The 13,064-nt window shown below is 74.0% G+C and carries 12 protein-coding genes; 7 read left to right on the top strand and 5 right to left on the bottom strand.

What is annotated here, in order from left to right; genetic code table 11:
• Positions 1–61: 61 nt before the first annotated feature.
• From ABD954_RS29785 to mug, 5 genes are all read left to right on the top strand, one after another.
• Positions 62–1,402 carry a hemolysin family protein gene (locus tag ABD954_RS29785; protein ID WP_345490679.1) on the top strand — a complete coding sequence of 447 codons (1,341 nt, stop codon included), beginning with the start codon at positions 62–64 and terminating at the stop codon, positions 1,400–1,402.
• Positions 1,399–2,418, top strand: coding sequence for a hemolysin family protein (locus tag ABD954_RS29780; RefSeq protein WP_345490677.1), 1,020 nt, complete (start codon positions 1,399–1,401; stop codon positions 2,416–2,418). The genes ABD954_RS29785 and ABD954_RS29780 overlap by 4 nt, the downstream gene beginning before the upstream one ends.
• Positions 2,419–2,539: 121 nt before the next feature.
• Positions 2,540–3,328, top strand: coding sequence for an SGNH/GDSL hydrolase family protein (locus tag ABD954_RS29775; RefSeq protein WP_345490675.1), 789 nt, complete (start codon positions 2,540–2,542; stop codon positions 3,326–3,328).
• A 73-nt stretch (positions 3,329–3,401) separates the two neighbouring features.
• The gene (gene purB / locus ABD954_RS29770; protein ID WP_345490673.1) at positions 3,402–4,844 is read left to right on the top strand and encodes an adenylosuccinate lyase; all 1,443 of its coding nucleotides are present in this window, start codon (positions 3,402–3,404) and stop codon (positions 4,842–4,844) included.
• Positions 4,841–5,434 (top strand): G/U mismatch-specific DNA glycosylase, encoded by a 594-nt coding sequence (gene mug / locus ABD954_RS29765; RefSeq protein WP_345492554.1) that lies wholly within the window; start codon positions 4,841–4,843, stop codon positions 5,432–5,434. The genes purB and mug overlap by 4 nt, the downstream gene beginning before the upstream one ends.
• Before the next feature lie 28 nt (positions 5,435–5,462).
• Here the strand turns inward: mug and ABD954_RS29760 are convergent, their stop codons facing one another.
• Positions 5,463–5,831 (bottom strand): hypothetical protein, encoded by a 369-nt coding sequence (locus ABD954_RS29760; RefSeq protein WP_345490671.1) that lies wholly within the window; start codon positions 5,829–5,831, stop codon positions 5,463–5,465.
• A 161-nt stretch (positions 5,832–5,992) separates the two neighbouring features.
• Here ABD954_RS29760 and ABD954_RS29755 point away from each other — a divergent pair, with 161 nt between their 5' ends.
• A complete protein-coding gene (locus ABD954_RS29755; protein WP_345490669.1) occupies positions 5,993–7,150 on the top strand; it encodes an ROK family transcriptional regulator in 1,158 nt (385 codons plus the stop codon).
• Positions 7,151–7,496: 346 nt separating this feature from the next.
• Here the strand turns inward: ABD954_RS29755 and ABD954_RS29750 are convergent, their stop codons facing one another.
• The 4 genes from ABD954_RS29750 to sigJ form a co-directional block, all read right to left on the bottom strand.
• A complete protein-coding gene (locus ABD954_RS29750; protein ID WP_345492552.1) occupies positions 7,497–8,237 on the bottom strand; it encodes a GntR family transcriptional regulator in 741 nt (246 codons plus the stop codon).
• A 193-nt stretch (positions 8,238–8,430) separates the two neighbouring features.
• Positions 8,431–9,921: an oxygenase MpaB family protein gene (locus tag ABD954_RS29745; RefSeq protein ID WP_345490667.1), complete on the bottom strand. Its 1,491-nt coding sequence runs from the start codon at positions 9,919–9,921 to the stop codon at positions 8,431–8,433.
• Positions 9,918–10,604: a polyprenyl diphosphate synthase gene (gene uppS, locus ABD954_RS29740; RefSeq protein WP_382745954.1), complete on the bottom strand. Its 687-nt coding sequence runs from the start codon at positions 10,602–10,604 to the stop codon at positions 9,918–9,920. The genes ABD954_RS29745 and uppS overlap by 4 nt, the downstream gene beginning before the upstream one ends.
• Before the next feature lie 429 nt (positions 10,605–11,033).
• Entirely contained in the window at positions 11,034–12,056 is a 1,023-nt protein-coding gene (sigJ, locus tag ABD954_RS29735; protein WP_345490665.1) for an RNA polymerase sigma factor SigJ, read from the bottom strand.
• A 117-nt stretch (positions 12,057–12,173) separates the two neighbouring features.
• Here sigJ and ABD954_RS29730 point away from each other — a divergent pair, with 117 nt between their 5' ends.
• Complete coding sequence (locus ABD954_RS29730) at positions 12,174–13,052, top strand: alpha/beta fold hydrolase (RefSeq protein WP_345490663.1); 879 nt, start codon at positions 12,174–12,176, stop codon at positions 13,050–13,052.
• The last annotated feature ends 12 nt before the right edge of the window (positions 13,053–13,064 follow it).

Genomic DNA, 13,064 nt, shown 5'->3' with positions numbered 1-13,064 from the left:
ATCGCGCGGTCCTCCCTCCCCTGACTGATCATGGGACACGTCGAGGGACGGAGGTGAACCGATGACCGAGGTACTGCTGCTCCTGGTGGCACTGCTGCTCTCGCTCGCCTGCGGCGCTTTCGTCGCGGCCGAGTTCTCGCTGACCACCGTCGAGCGCTCCGAGCTCGAGAAGGCCGTGGAGCGCGGCGAGCGCGGCGCGGCCGGCGCCCTCAAGGCCGTCAAGTCGCTCACGTTCCAGCTCTCCGGCGCCCAGCTCGGCATCACCGTGACCAACCTGATCGTCGGCATGCTCTCCGAGCCGTCGATCGCCAAGCTGATCCGCGGCCCGCTCACCGACCTCGGGCTGTCCGCCGGCGTCGCCTCCTCCGTGGCCCTGGTGATCGGCACCGCCCTGTCCACCGTCGTCCTGATGGTGGTGGGCGAGCTGGTCCCCAAGAACTGGGCGATCTCCTCGCCGCTGGCGATGGCCAAGGTCGTGGGCACGCCGCAGCGGATCTTCACCGCCGCGTTCAAGCCGCTGATCAGCCACCTCAACAACACCGCGAACCGGATCCTGCGCCGGCTCGGCATGGAGCCGACCGAGGAGCTGGCCTCGGCCCGCTCCCCGCAGGAGCTGGTCGCCCTGGCCCGGCACTCCGCGAAGGAGGGCGCGCTGGAGGCGGACACCGCCGAGCTGTTCGTGCGCACCCTGAACCTGGCCGAGCTGACCGCCGAGAACGTGATGACGCCGCGCGTCCAGGTCACCGCCCTGGAGGTGCAGGCCACCGCGGAGGACGTCGCCAACGCGACCCGCGCGACCGGCCTGAGCCGCTTCCCCGTCTACCGCGGCAGCCTCGACTCGGTCGTCGGCATCGCGCACATCAAGGACGTCCTGGCGATACCGGCCGACGAACGGCGCCGCCGCCGGATCGGCGACATGCTGCGCGAGCCGCTGCTGGTCCCCGAGAGCCTGACCGTGGACAAGCTGCTCGACCGGCTGTCCGGCAAGCAGACGATGGCCGTCGTCATCGACGAGTACGGGGGCACGGCCGGGGTCGCGACCCTGGAGGACATCGTCGAGGAGGTCGTCGGCGAGGTCCGCGACGAGCACGATCCGCACGAGACGCCGGACCTGGCGCCGGCGGGCGAGGACGCCGACGGCCGCGCGCTGTGGTCCGCGGACGGCGCGGCCCGCACCGACCAGCTGGAGACCGTCGGCCTGCGGGTGCCCGAGGGGCCGTACGAGACGCTGGCGGGCGTGCTCGCCACCGAACTCGGCCGGATCCCGGCCGTCGGCGACACCCTGGAGCTGGCGGGCTGGCGCCTGGAAGTGGTGGACGCCTCCGGGCGGCGGGCGGCCCGCGTGCTGATGCACGCCCCGCTCCCCCACCTCGACGACACGGACGAGGAGGCCGGCCGATGACCGCGATCCAACTGCTGATCGGCCTGGCGACCCTGGTCGTCAACGCCTTCTTCGTCGGCGCCGAGTTCGCCCTGATTTCCGTGCGCCGCAGCCAGATCGAGCCGCTCGCCGAGTCCGGTGACCGCCGGGCGCGCAGCGTCATGTGGGGTCTGCAGCACGTCTCGGCGCTGCTCGCCGCCGCCCAGCTCGGCATCACGCTGTGCACCCTGGTCCTCGGCATCGTGGCCGAACCGGCCATCGCGCACCTGCTGGAGCCGGTGTTCGACGCCGTGGGCGTGCCGCACGGCCTGGTGCACCCGATCTCGTTCGTGATCGCCCTGACGGTCGCCACGTATCTGCACATGCTGCTGGGCGAGATGGTGCCGAAGAACATCGCGCTGGCCGAGCCGACCCGCTCGGCGCTGCTCCTCGGCCCGCCGCTGGTGGCCCTCGCGCGGGCGCTGCGTCCGGTGATCTTCGCGATCAACGCGTTCGCCAACGGCATCCTGAAGCTGCTGCGGGTGGAGGCGAAGGACGAGGTCTCGGCGACGTTCTCGGACGACGAGCTGGCCCGGATGGTCACCGACGCGGGTGACGCGGGTCTGCTCGACGACCGTGCGGCCGAGCGGCTGCACGACGCCCTGGAGCTGGGCCGGCGCCCGGTGCGGGACGTCGTGATGCCGGTGGAGAAGGTCGTGTACGCGCGGGTGGAGACGACCCCGGAGGAACTGGAGGCGCTGTCGGCGCGGACCGGGTTCTCCCGCTTCCCGGTGATCGACTCGGGCCGCCGGATCCTCGGTTACCTGCACGTGAAGGACGCCCTGGACGTCACCCCGCGCGACCTGCCGTTCCCGGTGTCGGCGATGCGGCCGATCGCGCGGGTGCGGGCGGCGACGCCGATGGACGACGTGCTGACGGCGATGCGCCGCAGCCGGACCCACCTGGCGGCGGTCGTCGACGAGGACGGCAAGCCGGCCGGTCTGGTGACGATGGAGGACGTGCTGCGCGAACTGGTGGGGCGCCCGTCGGCGCCGTGACGACCGGTCGTACGGAGCGGGGCCCGGGACACCGTGCGTGTCCCGGGCCCCGCTCCGTCGGTCGGTGCGCGTCGCTCTCCGTCGGCGAGCGGCGCATACCGCACGGTACGATCGCTGGGCCATGGAGATCAATGCCACCTACACCAGTCTCGTCGCCCTGGGCGACAGCTTCACCGAGGGCATGTCGGACCTGAACCCGGACGGCTCGTACCGCGGCTGGGCCGACCTCCTCGCGGGACGGCTCGCCGCCCGCACCCCCGGCTTCCGCTACGCCAACCTGGCCGTGCGCGGAAAGCTGATCGGCCAGATCGTCGACGAACAGGTGGACGCGGCGGCGGCCATGAAGGCCGATGTCGTCACGCTGGTCGGCGGACTGAACGACACCCTGCGCCCCAAGTGCGACATGGGCCGGGTGAAGGGCCTGCTCGGCGAGGCCGTCGAACGGCTCGCCCCGTCCTGCGGGCAGCTGGTGCTCATGCGCAGCCCCGGCCGCAACGGCCCGGTCATGGAGCGCTTCCGGCCGCGCATGGAGGAGCTCTTCGCGCACGTGGACGAGCTCGCGGCCCGGCACGGCGCCCTGGTGGTGGACCTGTACGGCGCTCCGGTGCTCGGCGACCCGCGCCTGTGGGACGTGGACCGGCTGCACCTGACGGCGGAGGGTCACCACAGGGTGGCCGAGGCGGTCTGGCAGGCCCTGGGCCTGCCGCCCGAGGAGGACTGGCGCGCCCCGCTCCCGGCGGTGATGCCCCCGGGCTGGGCCACCCGCAGGGTCGCCGACGCCCGGTTCGCCCGGCAGCACCTGGTGCCCTGGATCGGCCGCCGGCTCACCGGCCGTTCCTCGGGCGACGGGCGCGCCCCCAAGCGCCCGGAGCTGCTGCCCTACGAGCCGCTCGCGCGCGAGCCGCGGTGACGCGCGTCTCGTAGCAAGCTCCAGGCCGGACCCTGGCGCTGGCCTGCAGAAATCGCCAGTAAACTCTGGACACGTGACTGCTGCGACTGCGAAGCCCCGCATCCCCAACGTCCTGGCCGGCCGCTACGCCTCCGCGGAGCTCGCCGTCCTCTGGTCCCCCGAGCAGAAGGTGAAGCTGGAGCGCCGGCTGTGGCTCGCCGTGCTGCGTGCCCAGAAGGACCTCGGGATCGAGGTTCCCGACGCGGCGCTCGCCGACTACGAGCGCGTGCTCGACCAGGTCGACCTCGGCTCCATCGCCGAGCGCGAGAAGGTCACCCGGCACGACGTGAAGGCCCGGATCGAGGAGTTCAACGCCCTCGCCGGCCATGAGCACGTCCACAAGGGCATGACCTCGCGCGACCTGACCGAGAACGTCGAGCAGCTCCAGATCCGGCTGTCCCTGGAGCTGATGCGGGACCGCACCGTCGCCGTCCTCGCCCGCCTCGGCAAGCTGTCCGGCGAGTACGCGGAGCTGGTCATGGCCGGCCGCTCCCACAACGTGGCCGCCCAGGCCACCACCCTCGGCAAGCGGTTCGCGACCGCGGCCGACGAGCTGCTCGTGGCCTACGCCCGCCTGGAGGACCTCCTCGGCCGCTACCCGCTGCGCGGCATCAAGGGCCCGGTCGGCACTGCCCAGGACATGCTCGACCTGCTCGGCGGCGACGCCTCGAAGCTGGCGGAGCTGGAGCAGCGGATCGCCGGGCACCTCGGCTTCGCGCACGCCTTCACGTCGGTCGGCCAGGTCTACCCGCGCTCGCTCGACTACGACGTGGTGACGACCCTGGTGCAGCTGGCCGCCGCACCGTCCTCGATCGCCAAGACGATCCGCCTGATGGCGGGCCACGAGCTGGTCACCGAGGGCTTCAAGCCCGGCCAGGTCGGCTCCTCCGCCATGCCGCACAAGATGAACACCCGCTCCTGCGAGCGCGTCAACGGCCTGATGGTGATCCTGCGCGGCTACGCCTCGATGACCGGCGAGCTGGCGGGCGACCAGTGGAACGAGGGCGACGTCTCCTGCTCGGTCGTCCGCCGGGTGGCCCTGCCGGACGCGTTCTTCGCCCTGGACGGCCTCCTCGAGACCTTCCTCACCGTGCTGGACGAGTTCGGTGCCTTCCCGGCGGTCGTCGCCCGCGAGCTCGACCGCTACCTCCCCTTCCTCGCCACCACCAAGGTCCTGATGGGCGCCGTCCGCGCCGGCGTGGGCCGTGAGCTCGCCCACGAGGCCATCAAGGAGAACGCGGTGGCCTCCGCCCTCGCGATGCGCGAGCAGGGAGCCGAGCGCAACGAGCTCCTGGACAAGCTGGCCGCCGACGACCGGATCCCGCTGGACCGTGAGCAGCTGGACGCGCTGATGGCCGACAAGCTCTCCTTCACCGGCGCCGCCGCCGACCAGGTCGCCGCCGTCGTCTCCCGCATCGAGGAGATCGTCAAGCAGCACCCGGAGGCCGCCGGCTACACCCCCGGGGCGATCCTCTGACCGGGAGCACCCGGTTCTCCCCCGCGGAGCTCGAGGCCGCTCGTGACCGCGTCGTCCCCGACGTGGTCACGGGCGGCCTTTCCATCCTCCTGTGCGGGATCAACCCGGGTCTGATGACGGCCGCCACCGGCCACCACTTCGCCCGGCCCGGCAACCGCTTCTGGCCGGTGCTCCACCTGTCCGGCCTCACGCCGCGGCGGCTCGCCCCGGCGGAGCAGTCCGAGCTGCCCTCGTACGGCCTCGGCATCACCAACGTGGTGGCCAGGGCGACCGCGCGGGCGGACGAGCTGACCGCCGAGGAGTACCGGGAGGGCGGGCGGATCCTGACCGAGAAGGTGCGGCAGCTGGCGCCGCGCTGGCTCGCGGTGGTCGGCGTCACCGCGTACCGCACGGCTTTCGGCGAGAAGAAGGCCGTGGTCGGGCCGCAGGAACGGACCGTCGAGGGCCCGCACGGCACGACCCGGATCTGGGTGCTGCCCAATCCGAGCGGCCTGAACGCACACTGGACGGCGGCGACGATGGCGGAGGAGTTCGCCCGCCTCCGGGAGGCGGCCGGACTGCCGGACCGGCGCACCGCCGAGGGAACCTGAGGGGCGTCCCGCCGCTCGGGACCCGGGGTCAGGGCGGGTCGACGGCGGTGACGCAGACGAGTATCCGGTGCGTGTCCTCCGCGGCCCGCACGACTCCGAGCGCTATCCAACGGCCGTCCGCCCGCCACAGCTCGATGTCGGCGGCCGTCTCGCTCAGCAGGTCCCAGGGCGCGGGTATGCGCTCACCGCGCTCGGCGCGCAGCAGCAGCGTGCCGAGGCCGAGGCGGTCCGGCGGCCCCCAGCGGGCAGCGAGCAGCTCGGCGAGCGCCGTCCGCTCCGCCTCCGTCTGCTCCTCGGAGGCGTCGGCGGCGGCTAACTCGGCCAGATGGTGTCCGCCGTCGCGGAACGGGCGTCCGCGCAGCAGGTCGAGGGTGGCGACGTGCCGTGCCAGGGTCATGGTTCCAGTAAAGCGGGCCCTACTGACAGTTGGTGCCCCGTCAGGTGCCCGCCGGCCTCCCGGCCGCCGGTGCGGGGCGCGGGGCGGCCGGGGGGCGCTCGCCGCCCCCGGGCCCATTGAGTAACATCCGGCCAAAGAGGCGCACGAGCTGGGAGGCAACGGTGGGGCGGCTGACCGGCGGGGATCCGTCGCTGCTGCGGCGGATCAACTCCGCGGTGGTACTCCATGCGCTGCGGAGCTCCGACGCGCTCACGCTCACGGATCTGACCCGGATCACCGGCCTGTCCCGGCCGACGGTCGAGGGAGTGACCGAGGGCCTCATCGAGGGCGGTCTGGTCGTCGAGGCGGCGCCCGAGGAGGGCGAGACCCGACGGCAGGGCAGGCCGGCGCGGAGGTTCCGCTTCCGTGCCGAGGCGGGGCATCTGCTGGGCGTCGAGATCGGGCCGCACCGGGTCGCCGCGCTGATCTCCGGCCTGGACGGTCGGATCATCGGCGCGGGTTCGCGCGAGGTCTCGGAGGCCGCGCCGGCGGACGAGCGGCTTGACCGGGTGCGGGCCGTGGTGGCCGACGTGCTGCGCCGGACCGGGGTGCCCCGGGCGAACCTGCGGGCGGTCGGTGTCGGCACGCCAGGCATCGTGGAGGCCGACGGCACGGTCCGTCTGGGCACGGCGCTGCCCGGCTGGACGGGCCTCGCGCTGGGCGAGCGGCTGCGCCGCTCCTTCCGCTGCCCGGTGATCGTGGAGAACGACGCCAACGCGGCGGCGGTCGCGGAGCACTGGAAGGGCGCGGCGACCGACTCCGACGACATCGTGTTCGTGCTCGCCGGTCTGAGCCCGGGGGCCGGGTCGCTGATCGGCGGGCGGCTGCACCGCGGCTACGGAGGCGCGGCCGGTGAGATCGGCGCGCTGCACCTGCTCGGCCGGGGCGTCACCCCGGAGCACCTGCTGTCCACGACGGACGAGCCGCTGCACCCGCTGGACGAGCAGGCGGTGGCGGAGGTCTTCGCGCTGGCGCGGGGCGGTGACGAGCAGGCGCGGGCGGCGGTGGACCGGTTCATCCAGCGACTGGTGCACGACGTGGCGGCGCTGGTCCTCGCGCTCGACCCGGAACTGGTCGTGATCGGCGGCTGGGCGGCGGGCCTGGACGGGGTGCTGCAGCCGCTGCGCGACGAACTGGCCCGCTTCTGCCTGCGTCCGCCACGGGTGGCGCTGTCGCTGCTGGGCGAGGCGGCGGTCGGCACGGGGGCGCTGCGGCTGGCCCTGGACCACGTGGAGGAGCAGCTGTTCGCGGTGGAGGGCACGGTGACGGCCCGCCGCTGAAGGGCGGGCCCGGGGACGGGAACGGCTCCTGGGCACGCGGAAGACCGGTCACGCCGGCGGCCCGTCGCTGGGGCGGGCGGTCACGCCGGAGGCCCGACGCCGGGTCGGCGGTCACGCCGGAGGCCCAACGCCGGGTCGGGCGGTCACGCCGGAGGCCCGCCGCCGGTGCGGGCGCCGGACACGGGGAAGGCCCGTCGCTGAAACGGCCGCCGGGCAGGGGGAAGGCCCGACGCTGAGACGGCCGCCGGGCAGGGGGAAGGCCCGACGCTGAAACGGACGCCGGACATGGGGAAGGCCCCGGGCGGGTGCCCGGGGCCTTCCCCGTTGCCTCGTGCGGCCGTCCGGGTCAGGATGCCATCGCCAGGTCGCCGGAGTCACCGAAGGTGAGCCGGCAGGTGTCGGCGCGGTAGGTGGCCACCGAGACGGCGGCGGTGCGGCCCTCGGAGAGGTAGCGGGTGGTGACGACGAGGACCGGAGCGCCGGGCAGACGGTCCAGCTCCCGGGCGTCGTCGGCGCGGGCGGAGCCCAGTTCGACGGAGCGGTCCTGGCCGTCGAGGGTCAGCTGCCGCAGTTCGCGCAGGACGGCGCGGGCGCGCGCCGGTCCGCCGGACGCGTCGGCCTCGACGAGGCCGGGCACGGATCCGGCGGGCACGTAGAGCAGTTCGGCCGCGACGGGCTGTCCCTCGGTGACGCGCAGCCGGCGCACGACGTGCACGCGCGCGGTGGGCTCGATGTCGAGGAGACGGGCGACGGCTGCGGGGGCGGTGTCGTCGGCGGAGTCGACGGACTGCCAGGTGTCCTCGCCCACGCCGGGCCAGCTGTGCTGGGTGGTGGAGACGTCGACGCCGACGCGGGGCGGGGCGACGGTGGTGCCGACGCCGCGGCGGCGCTGCAGGCGGCCTTCGAGCTCCAGCTGCTCCAGGGCCTGCCGGAGGGTGGCGCGGGCGACGCCGAAACGGGCGGCCAGCTCACGCTCGTTGGGCAGGATCTCCCCGACCGCGAAGTCCGAGTCGAGGGCTTCGCCGATCACGGTCTTGAGGTGCCAGTACTTCGGCTCCGGCACTGTTTCCAGCTGCGTGGTCCCCACCCTGATCCTCCGCCGTTCGCCGTGTCCCGCGGCGTTTTCCGCGCCCTTGTTTATTAAAGGTTCCTGCACTAACTCTGCGACCATAAGGCGCGGCACACCCTTGGTCAAGACCAATCCTTCGTCGAGCGGCCCGGGAAACGCGCCCTCTCGGCCGCGCGGATGCGGCACGGCGCCGGGCAGCGCCCCGCCGGTCCTACGCATCGGCGAGCAGCGGGTCGTAGGGCGTGGTCGCCCGGCGGCCCGACATGAAGGAGAGGAAGTCGCCCACGAAGGCGCTGCGGCCGTAACCGCCGTCGGCGGTGGCCAGGTCCCGGTGGAAGGCGGTGCGGAAGAGCCCCCGGTATTCGTCCGCGTCGATGGTTCCGCTGCCGTCCTTGTCGGTGGCGTCGAAGAGCACCTCGGCGACGCGGATGAGCGCGGGACCGGCGAGGGAGGGCACGGCGGCGGCGTACTCGGCGGCGCTGACGCGGCCGTCGCCGTCCGCGTCGAGGGCCGCCTGCAGTTCGCGCCACCAGGCGGCGAAGGCGTCGTAGAGCCTGGTCTCCTCGGGCTCGTCCAGATCGAGACGGGTGGCCAGTTCGCGTGCCATGGCGGCCAGGTCGGGCCAGTCGAGGTGGCCGTCGCCGGTCTGGTCCAGCACCTGGCGGAAGAACTCCTCCGCCGAGCGCCGGCCCTCCCCCGTCGCCGCCGCCCTGTCCGCCGTGCCCGCCGGGGCGGCCGTGAACGGGTCCGGTCCGGTGTCGCCGGTCAGCGGCGACAGGAGGCGCAGGAGGGCGGAGGCCCGCTTCATGCGGGCGCGCAGGGCGGCCATGGTCCGCGCCCGGGGGTCGTCGCTGTCGGGCGAGAGGGAGAGGGTCTCGATGACGGTTTCGGCGTTGATCCAGCCTTCGGGCAGGAAGCGGGCGAGCCCGGCGGCGAGGTAGGCGCCCTGCATGACGGTCTGGGCGCCGGGCATCTCGGGCAGGCCGGCCCTGCGGCGGTACGGCTCCGGGAGCGAGGCGACGGTGATCGCGCCGAGCAGCGGACCGACGACGGCCCGTCCGGCCGCCCACAGGGCCGGCGCCCCGTCGAGCAGGGCCGGGGCGGGCAGGTGGTCGAAGAGCCGGTAGAGGATGACGCGGGCCGCCTCGGTGTTCTCCAGCTCGTCCTCGACGACCCCGTCGAAGTACCGCCAGAAGGCGTGCACGTCCTCGGGGAGTTCCCCGGCGTCGCCGTCGAGCGCCGCGAGGAACGCGCGGTACTCGGCGTACATGCGCTCCATGGTGTCCTGGTCGAGCGGCTGCCCGCTCAGCCGGCACATGGTGACGGCGCTCTCGAAGAGGGTGGCGACCACCCAGGCGCGGGTCGGTCGGTCCATCGCGTCGTAGGCGCGGCCGCGGGAGTCGGAGCCGCTCATGCGGGCGTGCAGCCTGTTGAGCCGGGCGGCCTCCCGCTCGCGGACCGCCGGGTCGGCGTCGAACATCCGCCGCATGCTGAGGAAGGTGTTGCGCAGTCGGCGCCAGGGGTGGGCCACGAAGGTGGAGTTGTCGGCGAGGGCGGCACCGATCTGGGGGTGGGCGGCCTCCAGCACGGTGGCGCGGATCATGGCGAGCGCCCAGCGGGGGTCGTCGAAGAAGGCGTGGAACGGCGATTCCGCGCCGAACAGGTGCGCCTCTTCGGCCGTTCCCGTGGTTCCGGTCGTCATGACGGGTCTCCGTTCTTCTGGGGCGGCACCCCGCCGAAGCGGCGGTCACGGCGCCGGTAGGTGTGCAGGCAGGCGAGGAAGTCGGGGGCCCGGAAGTCCGGCCAGAGCACCTCGGGGAAGACCCACTCGGCGTAGGCGACCTGCCAGAGCATGAAGTTGGAGATGCGCTGCTCGCCGGAGGTGCGGATGACGAGGTCGACGTCGGGGGTGTCGGGGAAGGGCAGATGGCCGGCGAAGAGCCGCTCGGTCACCTCGTCGGCGGGCGTCCCGCTGCGGATCAGCGACCTGGCGGCCTCGACGATGTCCCGGCGCCCGCCGTGGTCGAAGGCGACGGTGAGCGTCATTCTCCGGTTGTCGGCCGTCAGCGTCGCCAGGTCCTCGAAGTCCCGGGCCAGTTCCGGGGGAATACGCGGATCCGCCGCCCCGAGGAAGCGGCAGCGGATGCCCCGGGCGAGCAGCAGCGGCGCGTGCCTGCGCACGACGCGGCGGACCAGCCGCATCAGGTCGTCGACCTCGGCGCCGGGACGGTTCCAGTTCTCGGTGGAGAAGGCGTACAGGCTGAGCCATTCGACTCCGGCCGCCCGGGCCGCCTCGATCACGTCGATCACCGAGGTCTCCGCGGCCCGGTGGCCCGCCGTTCGGGGAAGCGAACGCCGCTGTGCCCAGCGGCCGTTGCCGTCCATCACGCAGGCCACGTGCCGGGGCACCGCACGCGTCGGGCCGTCGTCCCTCCGCTGCTCGTCGTCCCGCCGCTGCTCGTCGTCGTGCCGTGGCCCGCCGGGAGGATCCTCCGTCGCCGTGCGGGCGCCGGGGACGCCGTGGTCCGCCACACTCGCACCCGCCCCGCCCGACAGCGTCCCGCCCGGCGCCGTCCCGCCCGGAACGGCACGGCCGCCCCTCCCGTGCTCGGTCACGCCCACCCCGTATCGCCCGTACGCCCGACCGCCCCACCCGGGCGTCGCCTGTCAGGAGTCTGACGGCACGGAAGGGCCGGGAGCGGAGGAACGGGGCGCCGTCAGCCTTCGGTCACGCGACCGATTCCCCGCGATCTTCCGGCCTTCTCCCGCGGGTCACCTCGGCGGGGCTGCCGCGCTCGGCGCCCCCGGGGCGGGTCAGCCGAGGGCAAGGTTCCGGAGGTTCCGGAGCTTGTCGGGGTTGCGCACGATGTAGACGCAGGCGATCCGTCCGTCGCGGACGTCGACCTGGAAGACGGCGTCGACCCTGCCGCCGACGCGGACGACCAGGGCGGGGCCGCCGTTGACCTCCTGGAAGCGCAGGTCGTCGTAGACGTCCTCGGTGCCCTGGGAGACGGCGACGAGGAAGCGGCCGATCTTCTCGGCGTCCTCCATGATCCGCAGCGGGGCCTTGGCCTTGCCGCCGCTGTCGCCGACGAGCCGGACGTCGGGCGCGAGCAGGGCGAGCAGTCCCTCCAGATCGCCGCTCGCGGCGGCGGCGAGGAACCGCTCGGTGAGGTCGCGGCGCTGGACGGGGTCGACGTCGTAGCGCGGGCGGCCCTCGTCGACGTGCTTGCGGGCACGGCCGGCGAGCTGCCGGACGGCGGCCTCGCTGCGGTCGAGGGTGGCCGCGATCTCGGCGTAGGGAAAGCCGAATGCCTCACGCAGCACGAACACCGCGCGCTCCAGGGGCGAGAGGGATTCGAGGACGACGAGGAGGGCGAGGGAGACGGAGTCGGAGAGCAGGACGCGTTCGGCGGTGTCGGGCACCGAGGGCCCGAAGTCGGTGACGACCGGCTCGGGCAGCCAGGGGCCCACGTACGACTCGCGGCGGGACTGGACCTGGCGGAGCCGGTCGACGGCGAGCCGGGTGGTGATCCGTACGAGGAAGGCGCGGGGCTCCCGGACGGCACCGCGGTCGTCGGCGGACCAGCGCAGCCATGCCTCCTGCACGACGTCCTCGGCGTCGGCGACCCGTCCGAGCATGCGGTAGGCGACCCCGGTGAGCAGCGGGCGGTGCTCCTCGAAGACGGCGGTCGCATCGCGCGGAACGGCGGGAGGACCACTCGGAAGGACGGCCGCATCGCCCGGGTCGGCCGGAGGACCGTCCGGAGCGGCGGGAGGACCGCTCGGAGGGGCGGGCGGATCGGTCGGAGCGGCGGTCGGCGTCTCGGGCGGCACTCCCCCATCCCATCCGACACGGCGGTCCGTGTCCAGTTGCGCACCTACGTCTTGAACTCGGGGCTACCGACCGGTAATTCTTGCTGACAGGGTGTCTCAAGACGACAGGGAGCAGCCATGTCCGCACAGATCTCGTTCCCCGTGGAGTCCCTGGCCGGACCCCGCACGGTCACCCTGGCGTACGAGCGACGGGGCGCGGGTGAGCCGCTGCTGCTGCTCCACGGGATAGGCCACCACTGGCAGGCGTGGGAGCCCGTGCTCGACGTCCTCGCCGTCGAGCGGGACGTGGTCGCCGTCGACCTGCCCGGTTTCGGCGCCTCCCCGGCGCTGCTCGCGCCGCTGGCCTACGACCTGGAGACCGTGGTGCCGGTCCTGGGCGCGTTCTGCGCGGCCCTCGGGATCGAACGGCCGCACGTGGCGGGCAACTCGCTCGGCGGGCTGCTCGCCCTGCGCCTCGGCCGCGAGAAGCTCGTGCGCTCGGTCACGGCGCTCTCGCCCGCGGGGTTCTGGTCGCAGGCCGAGCGGCGGTACGCGTTCACGACGCTGCGCGCCATGCGGGGCGCCGCGCTCGCGATGCCCGTCCCGCTGATCGAGCGGCTCTCCCGCAGCGCGGCCGGCCGCACCGCGCTGACCAGCACCATCTACGCCCGCCCCGGGCGCCGCTCACCGCAGGCCACGGTCGCCGAGACGCTCGCCCTGCGCGGCGCGACCGGCTTCCACCAGACCCTCGCCGCCGGCCGGACCGTGCTGTTCGCCGATGACGTGCCCGCCGTGCCGGTGACCGTGGCCTGGGGCACCCGGGACCGGCTGCTGCTGCGCCGTCAGGGCGTGCGCGCCAAGCACACGCTGCCGGACGCCCGCCTGGTCCGTCTGCCCGGCTGCGGCCACGTCCCCATGAACGACGACCCGGCCCTGGTGGCCCGGGTGATCCTGGACGGCAGTGCCGGCACCACCGGCAGCGGCGGGAGCGCCGGCCGCTCCGGCGGTGCCGGCTGAGTCACGGCCGGC

Source organism: Streptomyces roseoviridis, from assembly GCF_039535235.1.
GTDB lineage: Bacteria > Actinomycetota > Actinomycetes > Streptomycetales > Streptomycetaceae > Streptomyces > Streptomyces roseoviridis.
This window is presented reverse-complemented; position numbering and strand designations above follow the sequence as displayed.

Excerpts from the sequence above, each read along its gene's own strand:
- ABD954_RS29730 (WP_345490663.1), top strand. The coding sequence starts at position 12,174 with ATGTCCGCACAGATCTCGTTCCCCGTGGAGTCCCTGGCCGGACCCCGC.
- ABD954_RS29780 (WP_345490677.1), top strand. The coding sequence starts at position 1,399 with ATGACCGCGATCCAACTGCTGATCGGCCTGGCGACCCTGGTCGTCAAC.
- ABD954_RS29785 (WP_345490679.1), top strand. The coding sequence starts at position 62 with ATGACCGAGGTACTGCTGCTCCTGGTGGCACTGCTGCTCTCGCTCGCC.
- uppS (WP_382745954.1), bottom strand. The coding sequence starts at position 10,604 with ATGGACGGCAACGGCCGCTGGGCACAGCGGCGTTCGCTTCCCCGAACG.
- ABD954_RS29745 (WP_345490667.1), bottom strand. The coding sequence starts at position 9,921 with ATGACGACCGGAACCACGGGAACGGCCGAAGAGGCGCACCTGTTCGGC.
- ABD954_RS29760 (WP_345490671.1), bottom strand. The coding sequence starts at position 5,831 with ATGACCCTGGCACGGCACGTCGCCACCCTCGACCTGCTGCGCGGACGC.
- ABD954_RS29775 (WP_345490675.1), top strand. The coding sequence starts at position 2,540 with ATGGAGATCAATGCCACCTACACCAGTCTCGTCGCCCTGGGCGACAGC.